The organism is Amycolatopsis sp. NPDC051061, assembly GCF_040682935.1.
In the GTDB taxonomy this organism is placed as follows: Bacteria; Actinomycetota; Actinomycetes; order Mycobacteriales; family Pseudonocardiaceae; genus Amycolatopsis.
The window spans coordinates 13,845-39,660 of record NZ_JBFBBZ010000041.1 but is presented as its reverse complement, the minus strand read 5'-3'; the positions used below and the strand labels follow the sequence as shown (position 1 = coordinate 39,660).

Below are 25,816 nucleotides of genomic sequence, written 5' to 3'. Positions count from 1 at the left end.
AAGCCAACCATCGGCACAACGTCAAGGAGGACGGCGTGCGAGTGAGGACAACGGCGTTCATCACGATCTTGGTCACCGCGCTGGCGGTCACGACTGCCGGCACCGCGGCCGCGGCGAGCGGGGAGTACGTGGCACTGGGCGACTCGGCCGCGGCCGGCCCGCTGATCCTGCCCCCGGACCTCTCCTCCCCGGGCTGCCTCCGGTCGCTCGCGGACTACCCGCACGTCGCCGCGAAGCAGCTCGGCGTCCCGCTGAAGGACGTCACCTGCTCCGGCGCGACGACCGCGGACATGTACGCGCCGCAGTCGACGGAGACCGGCGCGGTCCCGCCGCAGCTGGACGCGCTCGGTGCGAGCACGAAGACCGTCACGCTGACCATCGGCGGCAACGACGTCGGCCTGGTCGGCGCCGCGACCAGCTGCATCACCCTGCTGCCCGGCATCAACCCGGACTGCGTGGACAGGTACACCGCCGGCGGCCACGACCAGCTGGCCGAGAAGATCGCCGCGTTCGAACCGACGTGGGGCGCGCTGCTGGACGCCATCCACGCGAAGGCACCGGACGCGGACGTCTTCGTCGCCGGCTACGGCACCTACCTGCCGCACAACGGGTGCTGGCCGGTCGCGCCGCTGACCCCGCGCGACGCGAACTACATCCAAGGCAGCGTCGACAAGACGAACGCCGCGCTCGCCCGGCAGGCCGCCGCGCACGACGCGCGGTACGTCGACGTCCGGACGGCGTCGATCGGGCACGACGTCTGCAAGCTGCCCGGCGTCAAGTGGTTCGAGAGCGTGCTCCCGACGTCGGTCGCGGCACCGCTGCACCCCAACGCGACCGGCATGCGGCACATCGGCGCGCTGGTGGCCGCGGCCGTCAGCGGGTGAAGTCCCAGCGAGACGCGCCGTAGGGTTCGGCGCCGGCGACGCCGATCGCCCGGGTGGGCACGAGCCGGTAGAGGAACCACGGCGCGGGTCCGGCGCTCGGCGCCATGAACGACGCGGTGAACCCGCCGCTTTCCACCGTCGCGGGCCAGCCGCCCTCGCGGTAGACAGCGGCGACCCGTTCGAGGGTGGCGGGATCGGCGACGTGCTCGGCTTCGCCCTCCAGGGTGAGGTCGAGGCCGTTCAGGCGCACCGAGACGGTGCACGCCGGGTTCGCCGCCAGGTTGCGGGCCCGGCGGGTGCCGGGCCCGCTGACGAAGTAGAGGGCATCGTCGACCCAGATCGCGCCGACGCCGGCGGCGTGCGGCCGGCCGTCGGGGCGGACAGTCCCGACGAAGAAGGTCAGGTCCTCCTTCGGGGTCTGGGTCGCGAGAAGGTCGCGCGCCCGGCTCCACGGCAGCGCCGCGGACCCGTTCTGGTCGAGGTTCTTGGTCTTCGTGGGTTCGGTCATGCCTACGCGTCGAACGGGACGACGGCGGATCGACACGCGGCGAGGGTGTTCGCGCCGCCGGGATCGTCGTCGGAAGTCGCGGGCACTACCGCCAGCTCGTCGATCCCGGCCTCCGCGTACTCCCGCGCCTTCGCGGCGACGTCCTCGCGCGAGCCCAGCAGACCCACCGTCGCGATCGCCTCGACCGGGACCGCGGCCAGCAGCTCACGCGGGTGCGGACGGGTACGCGCGAAGTCCACCAGGTCACCGAACCCGGCCTCGCGGAACATTTCGCCGTACCCGGGCGCCGCCAGGTACCCGACGACCCCGCGGCGCAGCTGCTCGATCTCCGCGGGGCCCGGATCCACCGCGCCGACCACCCAGGCGGCGACTGGCGGCGGCGTCACCTCCGCCCGCGAAGCCGCTTCGCGCAGCCCCCGCACCAGAGAAGCCGCCGCGGCCGGGCTGACCAGGTTGACCACCATCCGGTCGGCGTGCCGCGCGGCGACGTCGAGAGCGCGCGGCCCGAACGCGGCGATCGTCAACGGTGATTTCGGCGCGGCCAACCGCAACCGGTAGCCCGAGGAACCCACCACCGAGCCGTCCACAGTGGACTTTCCGCCGGAAACCAGCTGCCGCACGGCGATCGCGGACTCTTCGAGTGCGGTGGCCGCGCGCGAGCGGGACCGGCCGTGCCAGCCCCGCACCACGACGTCGCTGGACGTGCCCAGGGCGACCCCGGTCGACCGGCCGGTCAGCGCCGCGACCGACGCGACGCCCATCGCGATCGTCGCCGGGTCCCGCACCGTCACCGCCAGCGGCCCGAAAGTCAGCGAAAGAGACGAGGTCGCCGCACCGATCGCGGTGCCCAAGGCGAACGCGTCCCAGGTCGCCATCTCGCCGATCCACAGCTCCGCGTACCCGGCGGCCTCGGCGGCCCGCGCGGTTTCCAGTGCCTCCTCCGGCGGCCGGTCCTGCCAGAGCCCCAGCGACACCGAAAGCTTCATGCCGAAGCCTGAACGATCATGGTCACCACTGTAGTAAAAGAGCCGCCGACGTTGAGCGTCAACGCCGTCCGCGCGCCCTCCACCTGCGTCTCGCCCGCGTCACCGGCCACCTGCCGGGCGACGTCGTGCAGCATCCGGACGCCGGTCGCGCCCACCGGGTGGCCGAGGCCGATCAGGCCACCGCCCGGGTTGATCCCGGCCGCGTCGAGCCCGCCGTCGGCGATGAACTTGCCGCCGTCGCCGGGCGGGGCGGCGCCGAGGTGCTCCAGCGCGACCAGCCCGGTGATCGTGAAGCAGTCGTGCAGCTCGACGACGTCGAGGGCGTCCGGCCCGGGCACGCCCGCGCGCTCGTAGGCGTCGACGACCGCGCCGCGCAGGTGCGGGAACAGGTACTCGCCGCCGGACGCGATCTTCTCGGCGAGGCCGATGTGGGAGGTGCGGTGCCCGAAGCCGGCGATGCGCGGGAAGCCGCCGCCGAGCCGCTCGGCGAACGCGGGCGAGGCCAGCAGGACCGCCGCGGCGCCGTCGGTGATCCGGCCGCAGTCCTGCTTGCGGAGACTGCCCTCGATCACCGGGTTGAGGTCGTCGTCGGCTCCGAAAGCACCGGAAGGGAAGCGCCAGTCGCGCGCTTGGGCGAGCGGATTCCTTGCCGCGCGATCGAAAGCGTGTGAGGCGAACTGCCCGAGGTGATCGGGCTCGAGCCCGTATCGCGAGTCGTACGCGGATGCGACGTCGGCGAAGAGCGCGGGCCACGGGAACTTCGCGGCGACGGCTTCGTGCCCGGCCCACGCGGCCGACCCGAGGTGCTCGGCGGCCCGCTGCCCGTCGACGTTGCGCATCAGCTCGACTCCGACGACCAGCGCCACGTCGTAGCGGCCCGCCTCGATGTCGGCGCACGCGGCGAGGACGGCGGTGCTGCCGGACGCGCACGCGGCTTCGTGCCGGGTGCTGGGCACGCCGTCGAGCTCGGGCACCGCGGCCACGAGCAGGCCGCCGAGCTGGGCCTGGCCGGTGAACAGCTCCGCCGCGAGGTTGCCGACGTGCGCGACGCCGACATCCGACGCGCCGACCCCGGCGTCCGCGAGGGCCGCGGGCACGACCTCGGCGAACAGCTCGAGGATCCCGCGCCCCTCCTTCGTGTAGTTGCGCGCGAAGTCGGTCTGCGCCCCGCCCAGGACGAACACGGTCATGGCCTCACTCCAGACTTTCCCGCAGCTGCCGCTTCAGGATCTTCCCCACCGGGTTGCGGGGCAGGGCATCGGCGTACTCGAGGCGTTCCGGCAGCTTGAACGCGGCCACCTTCTTCTCACGCAGGTAGGCGACCAGCTCGTCGAGCGACGGCTTCCGATCGCCCGGCACGACGACCGCGCACACCCGCTCCCCCATGACGTCGTCGAGGACGCCGATCACGCCGACGTCGGCGACGTCCGGGTGCCCGGCCAGCAGGCCCTCGACCTCGGCCGGCGAGACGTTCATCCCGCCGCGGATGACCAGGTCCTTCAGCCGGTCGACGTGGCGCAGGAACTCGCCGCGCGCGCCGGCGATCTCGAAGACGTCGCCGGTGCGGAAGTGCCCGTCCTCGTCGAACGACGACGTGTCCAGCGGTTCGCCGGTCGACGTCAAGTAGCCCGCGAAGACCGTCGGCCCGGCGATGCGCAGCTCGCCGGGGCGCCCGGGCTCGGTCACGCGCTCGCCGGTGACCGGGTCGTGCAACCGCACCGACGTCCAGCCCGCGACGGGCGTCGACCACGTGACATCCGAGGCGTAGTTCGGGAAGTAGCTCGCCCGCTGCTCCGGGTCCGGGATGTCGATCGGGCCGGACAGCAGCGCGGTGCCTTCGTTGGAGCCGAAGAAGTTGATGATGTCGATCCCGTACCGCTCGGCCCAGGTGCGCACGAGCCACGGCGAGAGCGGCGCCGAGCCGGACCCGATCTTCCGCAGGGCCGGGATGTCCACTCCGGACAGGATCTTTTCGTTGTGCAGCAACGTGGTCAGCAACGCGGGCGGCGCGAGCGTGTACGTCACGCGTTCGGCCGCCAGCTGCCCCAGGAACACCGGCAGGTCGAACGGGTGGTGCGGGACGAACACCGCGCCGGTCAGCAGCCACGGCAGGAACATCCCGCCGATGCCGGCCATGTTCGTCATGGGGAACGGCGACAGCAGGACGTCGCCGGAGGTCAGGCCGGCCGCCTGCGCGCAGCCCGCGGCCGTCGCGAGCCAGTCGCCGTGGCAGCGCGGGACCGCTTTGGGCTCGGCTTCGGTGCCGGACGTCCAGCAGATCGTCACGCAGTCGTCGATCTCGGGGTCGAGTATGGACAAATAAGAGTCCAGAGTGGATTGCTCCACTTCGGACAGTGCATCTTCGGGCCAGGCCAGGGCGCCGGCCGGTTCGTCGTCCCCCCGGGCGACGACGAACCGGACCGACGGCGCCGAAGCGCCTACTAGCCCAAGGGCCGCCCCGGCGAGCGGGTGCTCGCCGTACCTGGATGCGGTCACCACCGCGACAGCCCCGGTGCGCCGGCACATCGGACCCATCTCGTGCTCCCGGTAGGACACCGGGAACGGGGTGACCACGGCACCGAGCCGGACGATCGCGAGGAACGCCTGCACCAGAGCCGAGCAGTTCGGCAGCTGCACGGCCACGACGTCACCTGCTCGCACCCCTCTGGCGAGCAGGAACGCGGCCAGGACGTCGACACGTTCGTCGAGCCGGTTCCAGGTCCACCGCACCGGGTCGCGTCCGACCAGTGCGGTGGTGTTCGGTGGATCGACCAGCGCGAGACCCTCCGGGTCGGCACTGACCCGCTCCTTCACGAGCCGGTCGATCGTCTCCGCACTCCACCATCCCCGCGCCCGGAGATCCCGGGCGCGACCCTCTCGATGGCATCTCATGCGCGGAGGGTGTCCAGCTGGTCCGCTCGGACCCAGGTCGCGTGAAAACCGAGCGGAACCCGCTGGGGAAGCAGGACCCTGGCCACGGGTCCGGCAGCGAGATCGGCGGCGTCGAAGATGTCCAGTTCCGAGCGTCCCTCACGCTCGTCCTGCACGAACGTCACCAGATAACCGTCCGCCGAATCGGCGGCTGCTCCGTCGCGGGGTGCGAACGGGGCCTCACTGCCCCACCGGCCGGGACCGAACCGGTATTCGGTCTTGGCGCCGGCAAGATTGTCGTAGCGCACGAGCCCGTCGAACTTCAGCGTCGACTCGGGCGAGATGTGCACCGCGTAGGAGTACCGGTTCGCCCGGCCGACCCCACGGGAGTCGACGGTCGGGAACTCGGTGTTGTCGTCGTCGAGCGGGGCCTCGCGGCACACGCCGGTCCGCAGGTTGAAGCGGTAGCGGTGCAGCTGGGCGTCGAGCCGCAGGTAGGAGAGCATCTTCGCGAGCGGCGTGTGCGCGTCGGCCCGAGGCTGGGGCTTGCGCACGCGGCAGACGTCGAGGACGACCTCATCGCCGGACTCCCAGGCGTTGACGACGTGGTAGATGTAGCACGGGCTCGCTTCGAACCACTTGATCTGGCTACCGTCTCCGTAGCGTGGCATGACGCCGAAGCGGCTCGGCATCGAGCGGTCGAAGTGCAGCTTGTGGCGGCCCTGTTCCGCGGCCGTGAGGTCCTGCACCAGCGGCAGGTCCATCAGCACCGCGTGGTGCTCGGTGATGGCCATGTCGTGCGGCAGGCGCGGGCCCGGCAGCTCGATCTCGGTGGTAGTGACGACCTGGCCGTCCGCGCCGATGACGCCGTAGCGCAGGTACGGCGGGCGCGGGCCGTAGTCGAACCAGAACAGCTCGCCGGTGGCCTCGTCGACCTTGGGGTGGGCCATCATGTCCCCGACCAGCGTGCCGAGGAAGTCTTCGGCGCCGAGGGTCTCCAGCGAGAGCGGGTCGATGCCGTACGGCGAGCCGCACAGGTACCAGGTCGCGAGGATCCGGCCGCGGTGGAAGACGACGTCGGTGTTGGCGTTGTCCTTGAGCCCCAGGCCGTGGCTGTTGCCGAAGGGGTTGCCCTTCGGGTTCTCCATGACGCCGGTCCAGAGGCCCTTCCCGGCTTCGGACTCGGCCTCGAAGGCCTTCGTGCGGACCCAGCGGTTGCGGTAGCGCGCCTTGCCGTTCTCCAGGTGGACGGCGTGGATCATGCCGTCGCCGTCGAACCAGTGGTAGCGGCCTTCCGGGGCGAACCGCGGGTTGGGGCCGTTGCGCAGGTAGACGCCGTTGAGGTCCTTCGGGATCTCGCCGATGACCTGCAGGTCTTCCGCGTCGATCTCGGTGCTGACCGGGGCGTAGACGCCGAGCAGGTAGGGGTTGGCCTCGCCGGTGTCCGCCGTCCGGGCCACCATCAGCGGCTGTTCGGAGGTGCTGGTCATCGGGCTGCTCCCTGACTGTCGGGCTCACCGCGCTGGCTGATGGGGATGAGACTATGATTTGTGTAGTCAGGTGTCAATAGGCTTCTTTTGGTGTAGCCAGGTGTACGCTGAGGCCGCGAGTTACTAGGGGGATAGACGGTGACCGAGGCGACTGCACAGCGCATCCGGCCGGCGGGGGATCCGCTCCGGAGAGCGCTCGAACTGGTCGGTGACCAGTGGACGCTGCTCATCCTGCAGAGCCTGTTCCTGCGCTTCCGGCGCTACGAAGAGCTGCGGCTGCGGCTGGGTATCTCGCCGACGGCGTTGTCCGGGCGCCTGCGGGACATGGTGGACGCGGGCATGCTCACGCGCGTCCCGTACCGCGACGCGCGCCGCACGCGGCACGAATACCGGCTCACCGAGCGCGGCCTGGAGCTGTGGCCGCTGCTGATCTCGATCTGGGCGTGGGAGCGCGAGTGGGTCGAGGGCCGCCGCGAGGTGCTGCCGACGCTGATCCACCTCGACTGCGAGCTGGCTACATCAGCGCCCCTCGGCTGCGGCGCCTGCGGCCGCCGCGTCGACGCGCGCGACGTGCGGGCTTCGCGGCTGGACAGCACCGGTGTCGCCGCCGCGACGGCGTCCAAGCGGTTTCGCCGCAAAGACGCCGAGTCCCTGGCCAACGACCCGATGATGTTCTTCCCCGACACGATGGAGCTGCTGGGCGACCGCTGGTCGACGGGGCTTTTGGTGTCCGCGCTGCTCGGCTGCCGGCACTTCTCGGAGTTCGAGCGCGAGCTGGGCATCGGGCCGAGCGTGCTGTCGGCGCGGCTGAGCAAGCTGGTGGAGGTGGGTGTCCTGCGCACCGGCACCGCTGCCACGCGCACGGACGCGCGCGACTACCGGATGACGGCGAAGGGGCTGGCGTTCTTCCCGGCGCTGGCGTTCATCGCGGAGTGGTCGCGCGGCTTCGAGGTGGCGGGCCAGGAGCCGGACATCACGCTCCACCACGTCGAATGCGGCAACCGCCTGCGGCCGATGCTGCTGTGCGACCACTGCGGGCGGCCGCTGACCCGCCAGTCGGTACAGTTCGGCGGAGTCCCCACGCCCAAACGCTGACGGTGTGGCGTAATCGACTCGCCAAGCGGTTTGGGTGATGCCAGGCTGGAGTGGTCACACGTCGTCAGTTCCGGAGGTAAGCATGAGTGAACCGAATCCGTCGCCCAGCGGCGAGGAGGACGACGTCAAGCGCAAGTTCCGGGAGGCGCTGGAGCGCAAGCAGGCGCACGCCCGCTCAGGAGCGTCGCACGAGAACAGCGGCGGCAAGAACCAGCACGCGCACGGCCCCGCGGCCAACAAGCGGACTTTCCGCCGCAAGAGCGGCTGAGCCTCCGGGACTTCCGGAAGCTTCCGAAGGCCACCACGGACGCGCGTCCGTGGTGGCCTTCGGCGTACCCGGCCCCGGACCGGCGTCCTAGGGTGGGCCGATGGCCGGTCGGGTGCGGTGGGACGAGGCGTGGCGGAGCACGCGGCACGTCCTCTACGCCGGGGGCCGGCCCGAAGTGCGGGCGCGGTCGGCCGGCCTGGCCCGGTTGCGGGCCGCCGCCGTCGTCGGCACCGGGCTGTGGAGCGGGTTCGTGGCGGCGCAGACGGCACCGGGGGAAATGGCCGGGAGCCCGCTCGCCCTCGCGCTCGCCGCGGCGAGCGCGGCGCCCGCGATCATCGCCGTCCGGTCGCCGCTGTGGGCGTGGCGGCTGCTCGTCGTGCTGATCGTGGCCACTCCGGCCGCGTACCCGGCGCTGCCCCGGCTGTGGGGCTGGCCGTGGTCGCCGGGTCTGGCGCTGACCGCCGCCCTGGTCTGGTTCCTGGTCGCTGCGGCCCACGCGCAGGCCGTCTTGGTCGTCGTCGGCGTGGTCTCGGCCGCGGCGATGGGCGTCCGGATCGGCGACTGGCGCGACCTGGCCCTGCTGGTGGCCCTGATGACCGCGGTGCTGCTCGGCGGCAACGCGGTGCGGCAGCGGCGGGTCGCCGAGCGGGAGAGCGCCGAACAGCGGCGACGGCGGGCGGCGGAGGAGACCAGGGCCGCGGTCCTCGAGGAACGCGCGCGCATCGCCCGGGAACTGCACGACGTGGTCGCCCACCACATGTCCGTGCTCGCGCTGCGCACCGGCTCCGCGCGCTACCGCTTCCCCGGGCTGCCGGACGAGGTGCGTACCGAGTTCGCCGAGCTGACCGGGACCGCGCGGGAAGGCATGGTCGAGATGCGCCGGCTGCTCGGTGTGCTGCGGACCGAGAGCACCGGCGAACCGGTCGCGCCGCAGCCGGACGTCACCCGGGTGGCCGAGCTGGCGGAGCGGGTGCGTGCCCTCGGCGCCGCCTGCACGGTGCGGGTGCGGGGTGACTTCGACGCGCTGCCCGCGGGCGTCGCCCTGTCCGCCTACCGGATCGTGCAGGAGGCGCTGAGCAACGCGGTCCGGCATTCGCCCGGAGCGTCGATCGACGTGGACCTGCGGGTCGGCGCCGGCTCCGTGCACGCGGCGGTGCGCAACGCCCCGGCTGGTCCCGGCCGCCCGCCCGGGACCAGCGGGCACGGACTGCTCGGCATGCGGGAGCGGGCCGCGATGCTCGGTGGCAGGCTGGTGGCCGGGCCGACGGCCGAGGGCGGGTTCGAGGTCATCGCGGAGCTGCCGCTGGACCACGAGGAGAACGCGTGATTTCCGTGCTCATCGCCGACGACCAGACCATGGTCCGGCAGAGTTTCCGCGCCGTGCTGGACGCCCAGGACGACATGCGGGTGGTCGGCGAGGCCGCGAACGGTGCCGAAGCGGTGACCGGCTGCGCGGAGCTCTCGCCGGACGTCGTGCTGATGGACGTCCGGATGCCAGGTGTGGACGGTCTGGAAGCCACCCGCCGCGTCCTCGGCGCGGGCGGTGCCGTCCGCGTGCTGATGCTGACGACGTTCGACATCGACGAGTACGTCTACGGCGCGCTGCGCGCGGGCGCCAGCGGGTTCCTCCTCAAGGACGCGCCGCTGGACGACCTGGTCGTCGCGGTGCGCGTGGTCGCCGCGGGCAACGCCCTGTTCGCCCCGTCGGTCACCCGCAGGCTCATCGGCGAGTTCGCGGTCCGCGGCCGGGCCGCCGAGACCGGTTCCCGGGGGCCTGCCGGGATCGCGGACCTGACCGAGCGCGAGACCGAGGTGCTCCGCCTGGTCGCGAAGGGCCTGTCCAACGCGGAGATCGCCCAAGCGCTGGTGATCGCCGAGCAGACCGCGAAAACCCACGTCAGCAGAGTGTTCGGCAAACTCGGCGCGCGGGACCGGGCGCAGGCGGTCGTGGCCGCCTACGAAGCGGGCATCGTGGTGCCCGGCCGGTGATACCGGAGTAGCACGCGCGAGCAGCGGCCCTACCCGGGTGCCGCCGCAAGACGGCACCCGGGCACGACGACCGGTCGCCCGCCGTCGATCATCGTTGCGGCCATGGGGATTTCGCGGCGCACCAAGACCGTGGCGTTGACGGCGGCGGCGGCCTTCGCGCTCGTCGCGGTGCTGTGGTGGTCACTCGGCCGCCCGCTCGGCGTCGACTCCGCGGTCTACCGCGCCGGCGGAATCGCCGTGCTCCGCGGGGAACCGCTCTACGGGCACCTGTCGGCGTTGCCCGGGTGGGCGCCGGAGCTGCCGTTCACCTACCCGCCGTTCGCGGCGTTGCTGTTCACCCCGTTCGCGGCGCTGCCCGTGCAGTGGTGCTGGGGCCTGGTCGCGATGACCGCGGCACCCGCGCTGGCCCTGGCCCTGCGGCCCTACGCTCCGGGCGCCACGGCGGTGCTCGTCGCGTTCGGCCTGCAGCCGGTGTGGCAGACCGTCGGGCTGGGCCAGCTCAACCTGGTGCTGATGGCGCTCGTGGTCGTCGACGTCCTGCGCCGGCGCGGCTCGGCCGGCGGAGTCCTCATCGGTCTCGCGGCGGCGATCAAGCTGATCCCGCTGATCTTCGTCGGGCACCTGCTGCTCACCGGCCGCCGGGCCGACGCGGCGCGCGCGCTCGCCACGTTCGCCGGAGCCACCGTGCTCGGCGCCGTGCTGCTGCCGGCCGACTCGGCCCGGTACTGGACGTCCGCCCTGGTCAACGACCACTTCGCGCAGATGAAGGGCTGGGTGGGGAACCAATCGTGGGCGGGGTTCGCGGCCCGGACGGCGCCCGGTCAGGCCTGGCTGCCGGTCGGCGCCGCAGTGGTCGTGGCGGGCGCCGCGTTCGTCGTCCGGTGGCGGCACCGGGCGGGCGACGAACGCGGCGCGTTGCTGGTCACCGCCGGGTGCGCGCTGCTGGTGAGCCCGATCTCCTGGACGCACCACTGGGTGTGGATCGGGCCCGCGCTCGGGTATCTGCTCGCCACCGGCCGGCGGTGGTCCGCCTTGCTCCTCGCGGCGGTGTTCACCGGCTGGACCGTGGCGGTGGTGCCCGGCGGACAGGGCCGGGAGCGCGACTGGACCGCCGGGCAGGCGCTCATCGGCAACGCCTATCTGCTGGTCACCCTCGTCGCGGGGGTGGTACTCGTCGTGGCGGCGATCCGCGACCGCCGTGGGTTTCGCTGGGGGCCACGCACCCCAGGTGGCGTTGGGTGCGACTGACGCACCCAACGCCACATTGGGTCGCTCGGAAAGCCGTCCGGCTATGGCGTGAACGAGCCCAGGTGGTCCAGCACCACGAACTCACTCCCCGGCGAAGCCGCCGTCACCGCCTTCCGCAGCACCTCCAACCCTCCGTTGGGGTCCTTCGCCTGGCCGAGCGGGAGGTCGAAGTCGTCCCAGTGCGTCGCCGCCACGAAACGAGGGTTGCCCAGCGTGCGCAGCAGGCGCGGCACGTACTGCGTCACCTTCGCACCGCCCACCGGCAGCAGGACCACGTCCGGCCGCAACCCCGCCAGCTCGGACTCCACGTAGTTCGAACCGCCGAAGTCGACCACGCTCGCTCCGCCGCCGGAGACGGCGTATGCCAGCGTTCCGCCCTCGAAAAGATCCTCGATCACGCGAGGACGATCCCTCCGGGACAGCGGCCGCGAGCCCGGGAACGGCACCCGGGCCCGCTCGCCCGTCGCCGAGTGCAGGGACCGCAGGATCCGGATCGAGTAGCCGTCGAACGTCAGGTCCTCGCCGCCGCTCGCGATCGCCAGCTGGTCCTCGGGCGCTCCCAAGGCGGCCATGAGACTCAAATGGGTTTCGGTGCCGAAGACCGTCGCGCCGGTGCGTTTGGCCAGGTAGGGGACGTCGGTGAGGTGGTCGTAGTGGCCGTGGGTCACCAGGATGTGGTCCGCGCGCAGCTCGCCGCGGTCGAGGTAGCCGTCGATCAGCGCCTTGTTCACCGAGAGCGGGGTACGAGGGTCCGCGCCCGCCGGTGTGTACGTCCCGGTCTTGAACCGCGTGAGCCACGGGTCGATGAGGATCGTCTTCGTCCCGGTCGAACCCGGCACGCGGATCTCCCAGCCGTTGTTCCCCCACCACCGCAACGTCATCTGCGACGTCCCCCGAGGCGCCCCCGAAGCCGCCGAAGCCGCCGTCACGCCGGCGAGGATCGTGGCCGCCGCCGCGCCCGCGCCGAACAGCCCCCGTCTGCTGAGTCCTGTGTTCATGACGGGCACCAGACCACGACCCCGGTGGGGCTGTCCAAGATCGAGAGGTCGGCATGTCGATATGCGGACGGGTATCGTCGCAGCGTGGACCACCTTCGTTCGCTGCGGTACTTCCTCGTCGTGGCCGAAGAACTGCACTTCGGCCGCGCCGCCGACCGGCTCGGGATCGCGCAGCCGCCGTTGAGCCAGCGCGTGAAGCGGCTCGAAGCCGAGCTGGGCGCGAAGCTGTTCGACCGCGGCCGCCGCGTCACGCTCACCGAAGCCGGCGAGGTGCTGCGTGCCGAAGCCCGCGACCTCCTGAGCCGCTGGGACCGGATGACGGCGCTGGTCGCGAAGGCCGAACGCGGCGAGCTGGACGCCCTGCGCGCGGGCGTGCCACCCGAACTGCCGGGACGGGTGCTCGCGGCGATCTTGACGAGGTTCGCCGACGCCTGCCCCTCCGTCCGGCTCGACCTGCAGGAGCTGACCACGGCCGAGCAGACCCGGCTGCTGGCCGACCGCTCACTGGACGCGGGGTTGCTGCAGCTGCCGGTCGACGTGGTCGGGCTCGACCTCGGGCCCACGATCGACACGCCGCTGGGGGTGGTCCTCCCCCGGGACTCGCCGCTGGCCCGGCAAGCATCGCTGTATCTGGCCGACCTGGCCGGCGAAGGTCTGGTGCACGCGCCACGCGCGGCGGCGCCCGGGAGTTACGACGCGCTGCTGCGCACGTGCTGGGACCACGGCTTCCGACCGGCCGCGATCCGGCACGCCCGCAACCCCGAGTTCGCGCTCGGCCTGGTTCTGGCGGGGCACGGCGTCGCGTTCGAGCCGAGCGCCCGCAAGGAACCCCGCGTGGTGTGGCGGCCGCTCGAGGACCATCTGCATGCGAGGATGGCGTTCGCGTGGCCGTCCTCGAGCCCGCACCCGCAGGCGGCGACGCTGGCGGAGGTCGCGGCGGAGGTGCTGCGCGATGACGGGATTTCGCGAATCGTGACAGAGCCGCACACCGCCCGGCCGTGGGATGTGTTCTACGACCGCAGCTGATCCACCGCCGCGCGGGCCGCGTCACCGATCGCGCGGTCGATGTCGGGCCGCCGCAACGTCTCCGCTCCGCCTGCCGTGAACACCGCCACCGCGTACGCCTCCCCGTCCGGGTACGTCACGATCCCGATCTCGTTGCGGATCCCCGGCATCGTCCCGGTCTTGGCCGCCACCGCGACCTCCGGCGGAAACCCGGCCGTCAGCCGGTGCCAGCTGACCTGCGCCGACATCCATTCGCGAACCCGCGCGCCCGGCCCGGGGTCACTCCAGATCGCCGACAGCAAAGAAGTCATCTCACGCGGCGTCGTCGCGGAAGTCCGCAAAGGATCCAGCGCCCGCAACGGAACTCCCGCGGACGTGTCCTCCATGATCGTGCGCAGGAGGTCCCGCGGCGCGCCGATGACGGAAGTCCGCGTCAACCCCAGCTCCGCCAGCAGCGACCGGACGTTCTCCACCCCGACCCGGTCGAACAGCAGGTCCGCGGCGGTGTTGTCCGACACCGACAGGGCGAGCAGCGCGGCATCCCGCAGGCTGTAGGAAACGTCGTCGGCGAAACCCGCCGAACCGCTGCCGCCCAGGCGGTCGGCCGCCGAGGCCCGCACCCGGTCCGTCGGGTCGAGCTGGCCCGCCGCCACCTGCCGGGCGAACTCGTACGCCAGCGCCACCTTCACCACGGACGCCAGCACCACCGGCGAGTCCGCGTCGACACCCAGCTCGAGCGAGGAACCGAGACAGCGGGCGTGCAGGAACCCTCGCACGCCCGCCGCCGCGAAGATGTCGGAAAGACTCACACGGTCATGATGGACCGCAGGCGTCCGACCTCCGCCATCCGGCGTTCCGCGAGCCGGTCGGCCGCCGTCGCCGGCGGCACGCCGTCGGTGTCCGCCAGCGCGAACACGGCCTTCGCCGTGTCGTAGATCGCCGTCGTCTTGCGCTTGGCCCGCTCGAAGTTGAAGCCGTGCCGCTCGTCGTCCACCTGGATGACGCCACCGGCGTTGACCAGGTAGTCCGGCGCGTACAGGACGCCGCGGTCGGCGAGCTGCTTGTCGATCCCGGCGTGCGCGAGCTGGTTGTTCGCCGCGCCGCAGACGATCTTCGCGCCCAGCACCGGCACCGACGAGTCGTTCAGGACTCCACCCAGCGCGCAGGGCGCGAAGACGTCCAGCTCGGTCCGCAGCAGGGTGTCCACATCGGACGCGACCTGCACATCCGGATAGATCTCGAGGGTGCGTGAGATCGCGGGCGCGGAGACGTCGGTGATCGTCACCTGCGCGCCGGCGTCCACGAGGTGCCCGACGAGGATGTGCCCGACCTTGCCGACGCCGGCGACGCCGACGCGCTTGCCGGCCAGGTCCGGGCCGCCCCAGACGTGCTCGGCCGAGGCCCGCATGCCCTGGAAGACGCCGAACGCCGTCAGCACCGACGAGTCGCCAGCCCCGCCGTTTTCGGGCGAGCGGCCGGTGACGTACTGGCACTCGCGCGCCACGACGTCCATGTCCTGCACGTACGTGCCCACGTCGCACGCCGTGATGTAGCGGCCGCCCAGGGACTGCACGAAGCGCCCGTACGCGCGCAACAGCGCTTCGGACTTGAGCGTCTTCGGGTCACCGATGATCACGGCCTTGCCGCCGCCGAGGTCGAGCCCGGCCAGCGCGTTCTTGTACGCCATGCCCTTGGACAGCGCGAGCACGTCGTCGAGCGCGTCCGCTTCGGTGGCGTAGGGGTGGAAGCGCGTCCCGCCCAGGGCGGGGCCGAGCGCGGTGGAGTGGATGCCGATGATGGCCTTCAGGCCACTGGCCTGGTCGTGGCAGTACACGACCTGTTCGTGCCCGGACGACCGGGCGAACACTCCTTCGGTCACGGTGGTGACTCCTTTGTCTCCCGCGCCCGGTTCGTGGCCGGGACGCGCTTCACGGGGTGAGCGGGAGCCCGGCGCGCGGAGGTCGTCCGCCCGATGGGTGCCCGGCACCAACCTAGATCCCTCTTGATCGCCGGACCAGTGGTGGTCCCGCGATACGGACCGGTAATCAGCCGCGCGCCACCTTGCCGAGCGCGTTCATCGCCGTCTCCAGCTGGGTATCGGAGAGGTACGGCGCCGGGCCGAAGCGCAGGTACTGCCCCCGGCTGTCGGTGCGGACGCCCTGAGCGGCCAGTGCCGCCTGCAGGCCGGCCGCGTCGGCGCAGCGCAGCGAGAGGAATCCGCCGAGCCGGTCCAGCGGCGTCTCGCGATCACGCGTCACGACGTCCTCGGGCAAGCCGAGCGAGTCGAACACCGACGCGAGCAGGCCCACCTGGTGCTGCGAAACCTCGCGCAGGAACTCCGGCGTGAGGCCCTGCTCGGCGAAGAACCGCCGGACCCGGGCGCCGCGGTAGTGACTGGCCGGGTCGTAGGTGGCGCCGGCGAACCGGTCACCGCCGGTGGCGTAGGCGATCTTGCCCGGATCGCGCTCGTCGGCGAGCGCGCCGAACTCGGCGTACCAGCCGGTGATCACCGGCCGCAGCTCCTGGGCGTGCGCGGGCAGCCGCAGGAAGCAGTTGCCCTCGCCGAGCTGCAGGTACTTGTAACCCCCGCCGAGCACCCAGGCGTTGGTGAGCCCGAGGTCGTGCAGCGGGAACGGCACGACGCCGAGCGCGTGGTAGGCGTCGACGACGAGCTCGATCGACCGGTCGCGGCACGAGTCGGCCAGGTGCGCGAGGCCCGGGACCAGCCGCGACGTCTCGAACAGCACGGCCGAGACGAGCACCGCCGCGGTGTTGTCGTCGACTTCGGCGGCGACGCGCTCGGCGAGCGTCGTCACCGGGTCCAGGCGCACCCGCACGACCTGGACGCCTTCCTCCTCGAGGCGGGCGAGCTGGCGGCGCAGGGTGTGGAACTCGCCGTCGGTGGTGACCACGCGCGGTCTTCGCGGCAGCTCCATCGCCGAGAGGAACCGCAGCACCAGGTCGTGCGTGCTCGCGCCGAGCGCGTACTCGCCGTGCGGGTCGCCGAGCAGCAGGCGGAACCCCGCGCGCAGCTCGTCGGCCTTCGCGAAGGCGCGCCCCCACTTGTCGTCGACGTCGCGGGCGGCGTCCGCGAAGGACTCCCGCAGACCCTCCTCCGCGACGTCCGGCCACGCCTGGTGCGAGTGCCCGGACAGGAGCAGGCGTTCGGCCACCCCGAACCGGGAGTAGTGCGGGGCGAGCGCGTTGTGGTCGGCGCGCAGGTCGTCCAAAGTGGTCACAGTCGGCTCCGTACGGCCCAGAGATCCGGGAACATCGGCTGGAAGAGCGTGGTACGCAGATAGGTCGCGCCGGATGATCCTCCCGTCCCGGTCTTGTCGCCGATGGTGCGTTCGACCATCTTCACGTGCCGGTAGCGCCACTCCTGCATCCCTTCGTCGAGATCCACCAGACATTCCGCGACGACCGACGGTCCGCCGTCGTCGCTGTACACGTCCAGCAATATCGCCTGCAGGGCGGAAGAGGGCTCCACCGGTCGAGTGACGTCTCGGTCACACTCGACCGCATAGCCAGAAACCTTGAGGTACGCGAGAAAAGAGTCGAACAACGACGGCCGCGCCATCGCTTCGGCGATGCGTTTCCGCTGCTCGCCGCCTTCGGGGTAGTGCGCGAACACACGCTCGTCACGCCGCCCCAGCACGGCTTCCAGCTCCCGGAACTGGGCCGACTGGAAGCCGCTCGAAGCGTCCAAACGGGTGCGGAAACTCGTGAACTGGCTGGGCGTCATGGTTTCCAGCACGTCGATCTGCGCGACGGCGACCTTCAGGATCGTCAGGATCCGGCGCAGGACCCGGATGGAGTGCGCGGTCTTGCCCGCCGCCAGGTTTTCCTGGAGGAACTCCGCTTCGTGCAGGATCTGCTTGAACCACAGCTCGTACACCTGGTGGATCACGATGAACAGCAGCTCGTCGTGCTCGTCGGACCGCGTGCGCTGGGCGTTCAGCACCTCGTCCAGCGCGAGGTACGACGTGTAGCCCAGGGCTTCCTGGGTGGCTTGGCTGGTTTCGGTCATCCTCGGGTCACCTCGTCGAAATGGCGCTGAGCGGCGGGAGCCAGCGCGGTGTACAGATCGTGGAACAACTCGACCGCCGCCGCCCGGCGTTCCGGTGCGGACACCAGCTCGGCGGGCAGCTCCGGGTCCAGCGACGGGAACGCCCGGAACGTGTGCACGAGGCGGGCGTGGACCTCGAACGCTTCGGCGTCCGAAGTGTCCTTCCCCGCGTACCCGCCGAACTGCTCGACGAACGCGGTGTAGCGCGCGGCCAGCTCGTCGAGGTCCCAGGCCCGGCCGGCGAAGCGGCGGACGTCGAGAGCGGCCGACGGGCGGCCGAGCAGCAGCCCGGCGTGCTCGGTGACGTCCAGCTCGGCGAGCAGGGCGACGACCTCGGCCTCGCGGTCGTGCGGGGCGATCCAGGTGCCGTCGGAGTAAGGACCGAACCCGAGGAACCGCAGCCGCCGCACCAGGCGTTCCCGCGCCTGGCGGCGGCTCTCCGGGATGCTCTGCCAGAGCACGGTCCACTCGCCGGCGGCGCGCTCGCCGCGGCCGAGGGAGAAGATCCGGTGGTCGCCGTCGGCGAGCAGCGCGGTGGTGCGGCGCGTCAGCGAGTAGTGCACGGTGCGGCCTTCACGATGACGCTGCAGCAGGTCGCGGCGCACCAGGCGGGTGAGCGCGATCCGGGCCGCACCGTCGGAGAAGCCGAGCTCGGCGAGGGCCGCGACCAGGCCGCCCGACCACACCCGGCGGGTTTCGCGCGGGTGCACGTAGCTGCCCAGCAACGTCACGACCAGCTCCTGGGGGCTGGCGTCGAAGGCATCTCCGGGCATGCGGCAACTCTATACACCTCAGGCCGCTGCGGTGTAGCTTGATTTGCGTGACGTACTTCGCGGACCTCAGCTCGCGACAGGTCGACGCGCTCGCGAACGATGCTTCAGGGGGTCCGGGTGGCGAAGCCCCCGGCTCGGGGCGAAGCCCCGGAAGTCGCAGCCCGCGCGTCCCGGTGCTGCTGCTCCCGCTGGGCGCGATCGAGCCGCACGGGCCGCACGCACCGCTGGGCACGGACCCGCTGATCTCGCGCGGGATGTGCGAGCGCGCGGCCGAGCGGCTGGCCGCCGACGAGGACGTCCACGTGCTGGTGCTGCCCGAAGTGCCCTACGGCGTGACGCGGTTCGCGGCCGGGTTCGCCGGCGGCGTCCACATCGGCGAGGAGACGCTGCATGCGCTGCTCGTCGACATCGGGTCGGCGCTGATCGCTCAGCGGCTCCGGCGGATCCTGCTGGTCAACAACCACTTCGAGCCCGCGCACCTCGTCACGCTGAGGCGCGCGGCGGAGACGTTGAACTTCGCGTACGACGGCCGCGTCGCGCTGCTCGACCTGGTCCGGCGGCGGCACGCGCGGCGGCTGACCGACGAGTTCCGCTCCGGCGAATGCCACGCCGGGCGCTACGAGACCTCGCTCGTGCTCGCCGACCGGCCCGAACTGGTCGACCAGCCGCTGATGCGGACCCTGCCGCATGTGCCGGTCAGCCTGGCCTCCGCGCCCGAGGATGGCGGCTTCCTCGAAATGGGGATGACCGAGGCGTACTGCGGTTCGCCGGCCGAGGCGACCGCGGAAGAAGGCACCGAGACGTTCTCGACCCTGACCGACTTGCTGGTCGAAGCGATCCGGGAGCTGGCCCGTGAGTGAGCCGTTCAACCTCGCCACGCACTTCCTCGACCGGCACGTGACTTCGGGGCGGGGCGGGCGGACCGCCCTTCACGTCGTGGACCGCACGGTCAGCTACGACGAGCTGGCGCGGCTGGCCAACCGCGTCGGCAACGTGCTGCTCGACGCCGGTGTCCGAAGAGGACAGCGCGTGCTGCTGGCGCTGAGCGACGGCGACGAGTTCGTCGCGACCTGGTACGGCGCGCAGAAGATCGGCGCGGTCACCGCCGAGGTCTATCCGTTCCTCCAGCCCAAGGACTACACGTACTACCTCGGCTACACCGAGGCCGTCGCAGTGGTCGCCGACGCCGTCACGCTGCCCGCGCTGCGCGAAGCGGGGGCCAGGGGGCTCTTGGTCACCGGCGTGCCGGAGGACGAGCTGGTGCCCGGCGAACGTCCGTTCCGGTCCCTGGTGGACGCGGCGCCGGACACCCTGGAAGCCGCACCGACCACTGTGGACGACGTCGGGATCTGGAAGTTCACCACCGGCAGCACCGGCGCGCCCAAGGCGTGCGTGCACCCCCTGCGCAGCGCGAAAGAGAGCTTCGAGCGGTACGCCGCCGGAGTGCTCGGGCTGCGGGAGGACGACCGCGTGCTCGCCGTGCCCAAGCTGTTCTTCGGGTACGCGCGCGACCTGGTGGCGCTGTTCCCGTTCGGCGTCGGCGCGGCCGGGATCGCGTTCCCGGAACGCAGCACGGCGGAGCTGATGTTCGAGCTGATCGCCCGCCACCGCCCGACCGTCCTGGTGAACGTGCCGACGATGATGAGCGCGATGGTCGCGCACCCCGCCGCGGCCGGGCAGGACCTGAGCTGCCTGCGCATGACGACGTCCGCGGGCGAGGCGCTGCCCTCGGAGCTGCACCGGAAGTGGGACGCGACCTTCGGGGTGCCGGTGGTCGACGGCATCGGGTCGTCCGAGGCGTACCACATCTACCTGTCGAACCGGCCGGGCTCGGCGCGGCTCGGGACACTGGGCACCGAGGTGCCCGGCTACCACGCCCAGGTCGTCGACGAGCTCGGAAACCCGTTGCCGGACGGGCAAATCGGGCCGCTGCGGGTCACCGGGCCGACGATCGCGCTGGAGTACTTCGGCGATGCCGAGAAGTCCGCGAGGACGTTCGACGGCGACACGCTGACGTCCGGTGACCTGTTCAGCCGTTCCGACGGGTTCTTCCGCCACCACGGGCGGGCCGACGCGCTGCTGAAGGTCGGTGGCGTGTTCGTCGCGCCCGGCGAAATCGAGGACTGCCTGCTCGGGCACCCCGCGGTGGTGGACTGCGCGGTGGTCGGCCAGGAGGTCGGCGGCCTGGTCGTGCCGCGGGCGTACGTCGTGGTGCGAGCCTCGGTGACCGCCGACGAGCTGAAGGACCACGCCAAAGCCCAGCTGGCCAAGCACAAGTACCCCCGCGAAGTGGTGTTCATGACCGAACTTCCCCGGACCGCCAACGGCAAGCTCGACCGGCGCGCACTGGCGGGCCGGTCGTGAGCCGCCTGGTCGTGGTCACCGGCGGTACGCGCGGGATCGGCGCGGCGATCGCCTCGCGATTTCGTGCGTCGGGCGATGAGGTGCTCGCGCCGGGTCGCGCCGAATGCGACGTCACCGACGAGGCCGCCGTAACGGCGTACTTCGCCGCGGCGGGGCCGGTGGACGTGCTCGTGAACAACGCCGGGATCTCCGCCAGCGCGCCGCTTTCGAAGACTTCGCTCGACGACTGGCGATCGCAGATCGAGGTCAACGCGACGGGGGCGTTCCTGTGCACCCGCGCGGTCTTGCCGGGGATGCGCGAGCGCGACCGCGGCCGGATCGTGACGGTGGCCTCGACCGCGTCGCACGTCGGCTACCGCTACACGGCCGGGTACACGGCGTCGAAGCACGCGGCGGCCGGCCTGATGCGGGCGGTCGCGGCGGAGCTGGCCGGCACCGGCGTCACGGCGAACGCGGTCTGCCCGGCGTTCGTCCGCACCGACATGACGGCTTCCTCGGTGGCACGGATCCAGGAGCGGACGGGACGGGCTTCGGCCGACGCCGAGGCGGCTTTGGCGGCGGCGTCCCCGCTCGGCCGGCTGCTGGAACCGGAAGAGGTGGCGTTCGCCGTCTCCTTCCTGGCGGCGCCCGAAGCCGCCGCGATCAACGGCCAGACCCTCGTACTCGACGGCGGAGGAATCCAGTCATGAGCCCGTTCCGCGCGACCGCCCCGCTGACGAAGGAGTGGGAACACTTCGGGTTCACCGTCTCCGAAGGCGTGGCGACCGTGACGTTCACCCGGCCGGAGAAGCTGAACGCGCTGACGTTCGACGTCTACGCCGACCTGCGGGACCTCGTGCTGGAACTGCCGCAGCACGAGGACGTGCGGGTGCTGGTGATCACCGGGCAGGGCCGCGGGTTCTGTTCCGGCGGCGACGTCGAGGAGATCATCGGCGAGCTGCAGAAGTTCGAGACGGCGGAGCTGCTGGAGTTCACGCGCATGACGGGCGCGGTGGTGAAGGCGTTGCGCGAGTGCCCGCTGCCGGTGATCGCGGCGGTCAACGGCGTGGCGGCGGGCGCGGGTTCGGTGATCGCGCTGGCCAGTGACTTCCGGCTGCTGGCGGAGTCGGCGAAGTTCGCGTTCCTGTTCACGAAGGTGGGCTTGGCGGGGGCGGACATGGGTTCGGCTTACCTGTTGCCGCGGTTGGTGGGCTTGGGCCGGGCCACGGAACTGCTGATCCTGGGCGACAAGGTGTCCGCGGCGCGTGCTTCGGAGATCGGGTTGGCCACCCAGGTGGTGCCGGACTCGGACCTACCGGCCACCGCATCGGCGTTGGCCCGGCGCCTGGCGGACGGCCCGGCGCTGGCCTACGCGACGACGAAGGTGCTGCTGACCCGCGAGCTGGACATGGACCTGGGCAGCGCGATCGAGCTGGAGGCGATGACCCAGGCGCTGCTCATGACGGCGAAGGACCACAAGGAGTTCTACGCGGCCTGGTCCGCCGGGCGCGAGCCCCGGTGGACCGGCCGCTGACCGGTCGTGACCGGCTAGCGGGACGTGACCGCGATCTTCGACTCCTCCAGCGAGCCGAAGTACAGCTTCCCCTGCCACTCCCGCACCCCCACCAGCATGTGGAAGCCGTCGATCTCGCCGCGCAGCTCGCGCTCCACCTGGCCGTCCGGGGTCACGCCCACCACGCCCACCTCGCGGCCCGGGCTCGGCTGCAGCGACGTCGGGAGCGCCCGGACGCCGGCCCGCAGGAACGCCGGCAGGCGACGCACCACGTCCAGCGCCGGCACGCGCGGGGACGCCTGGGTGATCCAGATCAGCCCGTCCGAGCCCGTCGAAATGTTGTCCGGGAAGCCCCACAGGTCCTTGATCAGCACGTCCCGGTGACCGTCCGAAAGCCGGACGCGGGACACGCTGAACGCGCCCGTCTCCGCCACCGCCACGAACGACTCGTCCGGGGCCAACGCCACGCCGTTCGCGAACTGGAGGCCGTCGAGGAGCAGGTCGATCGAGCCGTCCGGGGAGCGCCGGAGCAGCCTGCCGCCGCCGGTCTGCTCGATCAGGTCATCGCGCCAGTTGTCGATGCCGAACCTTCGGGACGAGTCCGTGAAGTACACCGTGCCGTCCGCGGCCACCGCCGCGTTGTTGCAGAACACGAAGTCCAGGCCCAGCGCCGATGTCGCCAGCATCGAAGGCGAGCCACCCGACAGCGGCACCACCAGCAGGCCGGCCCGCGCGTCGCAGATCAGCAGTTCGTCTTCGCCGTACAGCTCCAGCCCGAGCGGCCGCCCGCCCGTGTCGGCGATGACGTCGATGCGCCGTCCGTCGGGCGACACGCGCAGGATGCGCCCGTCGTCGACGCCGGCGTAGATCCGGCCTTCGCCGTCGACCACGACGTCTTCCGGGCCGTGCCCGTTCACCGGGATGAGCGTGACCTCGCCGAACCGCATCGAACGTCTCCTACCGGTAGGTGAGCAGCGAAGCCGCGTCGGCCTCGAAGTGTGGGTGCTCGTTGAAGGACAGCATCGTGACGCCGCCGCGGCCGGACACCAGCTTCGTGATCCCGCCGTTGACCGTGACGCGGTTGAGCTTGAGCAGCCCGGCTTCGGGGGTGCCCATGAGCAGGCCGCAGAGCGTCGCGATCACGCCGCCGGAGGTGAACACGGCCGCGTGCTCGCCCTTGCCGAGCGACGCCACGAGGTCCGTGAGCGCGTCCCGGCAGCGGGCGAGGAACGCGGGCCACGTCTCGGCGCACGGCCCGTCGGAGCCGGCCGAAGTCCACGCCGTCAGGGCCGCGTCCAGGAGCCCTTGGTACGCGCGGGAATCCTCCTGCGGCGCGCCCCCGGCGTGGTGCAGCGCGATGTCGACGTGGTCGTACTCGTTCCAGCGCGGATCCTCGACGACCGGGACGACCGCGTCGAGCACCTTCAACGCCGTCGCCGCCGTGTCCCGCTGCCGCGCGAGCGTTCCCGAGCGAACTTGAGTGAAGGAGACGTTGCGCCGCAACAGTTCCGCACCGACCACAGTGGACTGTTCGAAGCCGCGCGGCGACAGCGCGTCGTAGTCCTCGGCCCCGAAGGACGCCTGTCCGTGCCGGACCAGGTAGATCGCGCCCACTCAGGCACTCCCCTTCGCGATGATTTCCCGGCAGCGCCAGTCCAGGTACCCGACGAATTGCCAGAAGTCCTTGAACGCCGGGTTGCGGGTGGCGCCGTCGTGGTAGCGCCGGTACAGCTGCTGCAGCACGGCGGCGAGCCGGAACAGGCCGTAGACCTCGTAGAAGCGCCAGTCGCCCACGGCGAGCCCGGTCTTCTCCGCGTACCGCGCGACGAACTCTTCGCGCGTGAACATCCCGGGCAGGTGTGTCGGCTGGCGCCGGCTCGCCTTCATGACGTCGTCGTCATCGGCCTCGACCCAGTAGGCGAGCATGCTGCCCAGCTCCATCAGCGGGTCGCCGAGCGTGGCCATCTCCCAGTCGAGGACGCCGGCGATGTTCAGCGTCTCCGGGCCGTCGAGGACCAGGTTGTCGAGCCGGTAGTCGTTGTGGATCAGGCAGATCTTCACCTCGCCGGGCTGGTTCGAAGCCAGCCACGAGCGGACCTCGGCGAAGTCGCCGACGTTGTCCGTGCGCGCCGCGACGTACCGGTCCGACCAGCCGCGGATCTGCCGTTCGACGTAGCCCGCGCCCTTGCCGAGGTCGGCCAGCCCGGCCCTCTCGACGTCGACGGCGTGCAGGTCCACCAGCCGGTCGACGACCTTGCCGGACAGCTCTCGCGCCTGCTCCGGCGTCAGCGTCATGCCCTCGGGGAGGTCACCGCGCAGGATCAGGCCGTCGAGTTTCTCCATGACGTAGAAGTCGTCGCCGAGCACGGCGGGGTCGTCGCCGAACGCCAGCATCCGCGGCACGTACGGGAACACCGGCTTCAGCGCGTGCTGCACGCGGTACTCGCGCCGCATGTCGTGCGCCGACGCCGCCTTGTGCCCGGCGGGCGGGCGGCGCAGGATCAGCTCGCGGTCCGGGTAGGTCAGCAGGTACGTCAGGTTCGACGCGCCGCCGGGGAACTGCCGGACGCGCGGCGGCTCGTCGCCGAGGCCCTCGACCCGCGTGGCCAGCCATGCGTGCACCGCGGCCGCGTCGAAAGCGTCTTCCTCGCGCACCTCGACGGTGGTCATGCGAACTTCCGCAGGATCGAGGCCGGCACCACGCGCATCGCGAGGCTCAGCGGCACCCAGGGCCACGCCGGGACGTAGGCCCGGGCCCGCTCGGCCTCGACCGCCTTGACCAGCGCCCGCGCACCGCTCTCGGCCCTGGTCAGCATCGGGTTCCGGCCGATCCGGTCGTTCATCTCCGACTCGATGTAGCCCGGCCGGATGTCGGTGACGGTGATGCCCTTGCGCTTGAGTTCCAGCCGCGTGCCGTCGACGAACGCCGAGATCCCGGCCTTCGAAGCGGCGTACGCGGTGAGGTTGCCCGGCAGGCCGCGGATGGCGCTGAACGACGAGACGACGGCGAGGTGCCCGGCCCCCTGTTCGCGGAAGATCCCGGCGGCGGCCTCGATCTGGGCGGCGGCCGCGACGAAGTTGACCTCGAGGGTCTGCCGGTTGGCGTCGAACCGGCCCTTGCCGACCGGCTGCCCCTTCCCGAGCCCGGCGTTCACGATCACCCGGTCGAGGGACCCCAGCTCGGCGCGGAACTCCTCGAAGACGGTGAAGACGCTGTCGTGGTCGGTGACGTCGAGCTTGCGCGTGACGACCTTGATCCCGGGGTGCGCCGCGGTCAGCTCGGCCGCCAGCTTCTCGAGCCGGTCGGTGCGCCGCGCGCACAGCGCCAGGTTGCGTCCCTTCGCGGCGAACTGGCGGGCCATGCCCTCGCCCAACCCGCTGCTCGCGCCGGTGATCAGGATGTTCTTCCGGACCGTCATGCCCAGAACTTACAGCGGCGCGAAGCGCCTCGGTTGAGGGCGGTGGAGGGGAGGAAGGCGGAGGCTACCCGGAAGTAATAAGACCGGTGGCCCGGCGCTGGGGGCGTCGCCGGGCCACCGGTCATCGCGCGGCCACCCCGGCCGGTCGCACAACGCGGCCGGGTGAGCCGGAGCCGTTGTCCACGGCTTCTCGCCCGCACCCGGATGGGCCGTGAGGGGGAGGCGGAGCCACCGGCGCGGGCATGTCATACAAGCGCGTCCGCCCAGGCCGGGGCAATGGTTCACAGTTGCCAGTACTAGCCCGTTCGCCCGAGTGGACCCCGGGTCCCCGGCCACCGGCACCCGGGGAAAGGGCGA

At 71.8% G+C, this 25,816-nt stretch carries 26 protein-coding genes; 11 read left to right on the top strand and 15 right to left on the bottom strand.

From position 1 onward, the window contains the following. The first annotated feature begins 41 nt into the window (after positions 1-41). Positions 42-884 carry an SGNH/GDSL hydrolase family protein gene (locus AB0N03_RS39200; protein ID WP_364383373.1) on the top strand — a complete coding sequence of 281 codons (843 nt, stop codon included), beginning with the start codon at positions 42-44 and terminating at the stop codon, positions 882-884. On the opposite strand, the gene AB0N03_RS39195 is transcribed toward AB0N03_RS39200, so the two are convergent. From AB0N03_RS39195 to AB0N03_RS39175, 5 genes are read right to left on the bottom strand one after another with little or no spacing between them, the layout of a single operon-like run. Then, positions 874-1,392, bottom strand: a complete 519-nt coding sequence (locus AB0N03_RS39195) for a pyridoxamine 5'-phosphate oxidase family protein (protein ID WP_364383257.1) — start codon at positions 1,390-1,392, stop codon at positions 874-876. The two genes, AB0N03_RS39200 and AB0N03_RS39195, sit on opposite strands and share 11 nt — an antisense overlap. Positions 1,393-1,394: 2 nt before the next feature. Beyond that, positions 1,395-2,378 (bottom strand): LLM class F420-dependent oxidoreductase, encoded by a 984-nt coding sequence (locus AB0N03_RS39190; RefSeq protein WP_364383254.1) that lies wholly within the window; start codon positions 2,376-2,378, stop codon positions 1,395-1,397. Continuing rightward, a complete protein-coding gene (locus tag AB0N03_RS39185; protein ID WP_364383251.1) occupies positions 2,375-3,568 on the bottom strand; it encodes an acetyl-CoA acetyltransferase in 1,194 nt (397 codons plus the stop codon). Before AB0N03_RS39185 ends, AB0N03_RS39190 begins: the two co-directional genes overlap by 4 nt. Before the next feature lie 4 nt (positions 3,569-3,572). Next, positions 3,573-5,270: a class I adenylate-forming enzyme family protein gene (locus tag AB0N03_RS39180; protein ID WP_364383249.1), complete on the bottom strand. Its 1,698-nt coding sequence runs from the start codon at positions 5,268-5,270 to the stop codon at positions 3,573-3,575. Then, positions 5,267-6,739 carry a carotenoid oxygenase family protein gene (locus AB0N03_RS39175; protein WP_364383246.1) on the bottom strand — a complete coding sequence of 491 codons (1,473 nt, stop codon included), beginning with the start codon at positions 6,737-6,739 and terminating at the stop codon, positions 5,267-5,269. Before AB0N03_RS39175 ends, AB0N03_RS39180 begins: the two co-directional genes overlap by 4 nt. Before the next feature lie 138 nt (positions 6,740-6,877). On the opposite strand from AB0N03_RS39175, the gene AB0N03_RS39170 reads away from it, so the two are divergent. The 5 genes from AB0N03_RS39170 to AB0N03_RS39150 all read left to right on the top strand — a co-directional run bounded on the left by AB0N03_RS39170 (position 6,878) and on the right by AB0N03_RS39150 (position 11,339). Continuing rightward, the gene (locus tag AB0N03_RS39170) at positions 6,878-7,834 is read left to right on the top strand and encodes a winged helix-turn-helix transcriptional regulator (RefSeq protein ID WP_364383243.1); all 957 of its coding nucleotides are present in this window, start codon (positions 6,878-6,880) and stop codon (positions 7,832-7,834) included. 82 nt (positions 7,835-7,916) lie between these two features. After that, positions 7,917-8,102, top strand: coding sequence for a DUF5302 domain-containing protein (locus AB0N03_RS39165; protein ID WP_364383241.1), 186 nt, complete (start codon positions 7,917-7,919; stop codon positions 8,100-8,102). A gap of 100 nt (positions 8,103-8,202) precedes the next feature. Continuing rightward, positions 8,203-9,429, top strand: coding sequence for a histidine kinase (locus tag AB0N03_RS39160; protein ID WP_364383239.1), 1,227 nt, complete (start codon positions 8,203-8,205; stop codon positions 9,427-9,429). Beyond that, on the top strand, positions 9,426-10,091 hold the full coding sequence (locus AB0N03_RS39155) for a response regulator transcription factor (RefSeq protein WP_364383237.1): 666 nt from the start codon (positions 9,426-9,428) through the stop codon (positions 10,089-10,091). The genes AB0N03_RS39160 and AB0N03_RS39155 overlap by 4 nt, the downstream gene beginning before the upstream one ends. A 102-nt stretch (positions 10,092-10,193) precedes the next feature. Further along, positions 10,194-11,339: a glycosyltransferase 87 family protein gene (locus AB0N03_RS39150; RefSeq protein ID WP_364383235.1), complete on the top strand. Its 1,146-nt coding sequence runs from the start codon at positions 10,194-10,196 to the stop codon at positions 11,337-11,339. Positions 11,340-11,380: 41 nt separating this feature from the next. On the opposite strand, the gene AB0N03_RS39145 is transcribed toward AB0N03_RS39150, so the two are convergent. Then, a complete protein-coding gene (locus tag AB0N03_RS39145; RefSeq protein WP_364383233.1) occupies positions 11,381-12,337 on the bottom strand; it encodes an MBL fold metallo-hydrolase in 957 nt (318 codons plus the stop codon). Between the two features lie 84 nt (positions 12,338-12,421). On the opposite strand from AB0N03_RS39145, the gene AB0N03_RS39140 reads away from it, so the two are divergent. Beyond that, entirely contained in the window at positions 12,422-13,363 is a 942-nt protein-coding gene (locus tag AB0N03_RS39140) for a LysR substrate-binding domain-containing protein (protein WP_364383232.1), read from the top strand. On the opposite strand, the gene AB0N03_RS39135 is transcribed toward AB0N03_RS39140, so the two are convergent. From AB0N03_RS39135 to AB0N03_RS39115, 5 genes are all read right to left on the bottom strand, one after another. Continuing rightward, positions 13,348-14,151, bottom strand: a complete 804-nt coding sequence (locus tag AB0N03_RS39135; RefSeq protein WP_364383230.1) for a serine hydrolase — start codon at positions 14,149-14,151, stop codon at positions 13,348-13,350. The genes AB0N03_RS39140 and AB0N03_RS39135 overlap by 16 nt on opposite strands. Next, on the bottom strand, positions 14,148-15,221 hold the full coding sequence (locus tag AB0N03_RS39130; protein WP_364383228.1) for a Glu/Leu/Phe/Val dehydrogenase dimerization domain-containing protein: 1,074 nt from the start codon (positions 15,219-15,221) through the stop codon (positions 14,148-14,150). Before AB0N03_RS39130 ends, AB0N03_RS39135 begins: the two co-directional genes overlap by 4 nt. A 166-nt stretch (positions 15,222-15,387) precedes the next feature. Then, positions 15,388-16,581: a kynureninase gene (locus AB0N03_RS39125; RefSeq protein WP_364383227.1), complete on the bottom strand. Its 1,194-nt coding sequence runs from the start codon at positions 16,579-16,581 to the stop codon at positions 15,388-15,390. Then, positions 16,578-17,372 carry a tryptophan 2,3-dioxygenase family protein gene (locus AB0N03_RS39120; protein ID WP_364383225.1) on the bottom strand — a complete coding sequence of 265 codons (795 nt, stop codon included), beginning with the start codon at positions 17,370-17,372 and terminating at the stop codon, positions 16,578-16,580. Before AB0N03_RS39120 ends, AB0N03_RS39125 begins: the two co-directional genes overlap by 4 nt. After that, complete coding sequence (locus AB0N03_RS39115) at positions 17,369-18,184, bottom strand: PaaX family transcriptional regulator C-terminal domain-containing protein (RefSeq protein ID WP_364383223.1); 816 nt, start codon at positions 18,182-18,184, stop codon at positions 17,369-17,371. The genes AB0N03_RS39120 and AB0N03_RS39115 overlap by 4 nt, the downstream gene beginning before the upstream one ends. Positions 18,185-18,231: 47 nt before the next feature. On the opposite strand from AB0N03_RS39115, the gene AB0N03_RS39110 reads away from it, so the two are divergent. From AB0N03_RS39110 to AB0N03_RS39095, 4 genes are read left to right on the top strand one after another with little or no spacing between them, the layout of a single operon-like run. Next, complete coding sequence (locus AB0N03_RS39110) at positions 18,232-19,044, top strand: creatininase family protein (RefSeq protein ID WP_364383222.1); 813 nt, start codon at positions 18,232-18,234, stop codon at positions 19,042-19,044. Beyond that, positions 19,037-20,548 (top strand): benzoate-CoA ligase family protein, encoded by a 1,512-nt coding sequence (locus AB0N03_RS39105; protein ID WP_364383220.1) that lies wholly within the window; start codon positions 19,037-19,039, stop codon positions 20,546-20,548. The genes AB0N03_RS39110 and AB0N03_RS39105 overlap by 8 nt, the downstream gene beginning before the upstream one ends. Then, positions 20,545-21,237 (top strand): SDR family NAD(P)-dependent oxidoreductase, encoded by a 693-nt coding sequence (locus AB0N03_RS39100; protein WP_364383218.1) that lies wholly within the window; start codon positions 20,545-20,547, stop codon positions 21,235-21,237. The genes AB0N03_RS39105 and AB0N03_RS39100 overlap by 4 nt, the downstream gene beginning before the upstream one ends. Further along, on the top strand, positions 21,234-22,061 hold the full coding sequence (locus AB0N03_RS39095) for an enoyl-CoA hydratase family protein (protein WP_364383216.1): 828 nt from the start codon (positions 21,234-21,236) through the stop codon (positions 22,059-22,061). Before AB0N03_RS39100 ends, AB0N03_RS39095 begins: the two co-directional genes overlap by 4 nt. A gap of 14 nt (positions 22,062-22,075) precedes the next feature. Here AB0N03_RS39095 and AB0N03_RS39090 read toward each other — a convergent pair whose 3' ends face one another. The 4 genes from AB0N03_RS39090 to AB0N03_RS39075 are packed head-to-tail and all read right to left on the bottom strand — an operon-like array spanning position 22,076 to position 25,459. Further along, on the bottom strand, positions 22,076-22,987 hold the full coding sequence (locus tag AB0N03_RS39090) for an SMP-30/gluconolactonase/LRE family protein (RefSeq protein ID WP_364383213.1): 912 nt from the start codon (positions 22,985-22,987) through the stop codon (positions 22,076-22,078). Between the two features lie 10 nt (positions 22,988-22,997). Beyond that, positions 22,998-23,654 carry a histidine phosphatase family protein gene (locus AB0N03_RS39085; RefSeq protein WP_364383211.1) on the bottom strand — a complete coding sequence of 219 codons (657 nt, stop codon included), beginning with the start codon at positions 23,652-23,654 and terminating at the stop codon, positions 22,998-23,000. Beyond that, positions 23,655-24,710 carry a phosphotransferase family protein gene (locus tag AB0N03_RS39080; RefSeq protein WP_364383208.1) on the bottom strand — a complete coding sequence of 352 codons (1,056 nt, stop codon included), beginning with the start codon at positions 24,708-24,710 and terminating at the stop codon, positions 23,655-23,657. Further along, positions 24,707-25,459, bottom strand: coding sequence for an SDR family oxidoreductase (locus AB0N03_RS39075; RefSeq protein ID WP_364383205.1), 753 nt, complete (start codon positions 25,457-25,459; stop codon positions 24,707-24,709). The genes AB0N03_RS39080 and AB0N03_RS39075 overlap by 4 nt, the downstream gene beginning before the upstream one ends. Between the last annotated feature and the right edge of the window lie 357 nt (positions 25,460-25,816).

What these genes read in the sequence shown, in the direction of transcription:
- AB0N03_RS39165 (WP_364383241.1), top strand. Translation starts at nt 7,917, where the DNA reads ATGAGTGAACCGAATCCGTCGCCCAGCGGCGAGGAGGACGACGTCAAG.
- AB0N03_RS39180 (WP_364383249.1), bottom strand. Translation starts at nt 5,270, where the DNA reads ATGAGATGCCATCGAGAGGGTCGCGCCCGGGATCTCCGGGCGCGGGGA.
- AB0N03_RS39150 (WP_364383235.1), top strand. Translation starts at nt 10,194, where the DNA reads ATGGGGATTTCGCGGCGCACCAAGACCGTGGCGTTGACGGCGGCGGCG.
- AB0N03_RS39195 (WP_364383257.1), bottom strand. Translation starts at nt 1,392, where the DNA reads ATGACCGAACCCACGAAGACCAAGAACCTCGACCAGAACGGGTCCGCG.
- AB0N03_RS39175 (WP_364383246.1), bottom strand. Translation starts at nt 6,739, where the DNA reads ATGACCAGCACCTCCGAACAGCCGCTGATGGTGGCCCGGACGGCGGAC.
- AB0N03_RS39095 (WP_364383216.1), top strand. Translation starts at nt 21,234, where the DNA reads ATGAGCCCGTTCCGCGCGACCGCCCCGCTGACGAAGGAGTGGGAACAC.
- AB0N03_RS39120 (WP_364383225.1), bottom strand. Translation starts at nt 17,372, where the DNA reads ATGACCGAAACCAGCCAAGCCACCCAGGAAGCCCTGGGCTACACGTCG.
- AB0N03_RS39090 (WP_364383213.1), bottom strand. Translation starts at nt 22,987, where the DNA reads ATGCGGTTCGGCGAGGTCACGCTCATCCCGGTGAACGGGCACGGCCCG.
- AB0N03_RS39145 (WP_364383233.1), bottom strand. Translation starts at nt 12,337, where the DNA reads ATGAACACAGGACTCAGCAGACGGGGGCTGTTCGGCGCGGGCGCGGCG.
- AB0N03_RS39160 (WP_364383239.1), top strand. Translation starts at nt 8,203, where the DNA reads ATGGCCGGTCGGGTGCGGTGGGACGAGGCGTGGCGGAGCACGCGGCAC.
- AB0N03_RS39080 (WP_364383208.1), bottom strand. Translation starts at nt 24,710, where the DNA reads ATGACCACCGTCGAGGTGCGCGAGGAAGACGCTTTCGACGCGGCCGCG.
- AB0N03_RS39075 (WP_364383205.1), bottom strand. Translation starts at nt 25,459, where the DNA reads ATGACGGTCCGGAAGAACATCCTGATCACCGGCGCGAGCAGCGGGTTG.
- AB0N03_RS39115 (WP_364383223.1), bottom strand. Translation starts at nt 18,184, where the DNA reads ATGCCCGGAGATGCCTTCGACGCCAGCCCCCAGGAGCTGGTCGTGACG.
- AB0N03_RS39185 (WP_364383251.1), bottom strand. Translation starts at nt 3,568, where the DNA reads ATGACCGTGTTCGTCCTGGGCGGGGCGCAGACCGACTTCGCGCGCAAC.
- AB0N03_RS39190 (WP_364383254.1), bottom strand. Translation starts at nt 2,378, where the DNA reads ATGAAGCTTTCGGTGTCGCTGGGGCTCTGGCAGGACCGGCCGCCGGAG.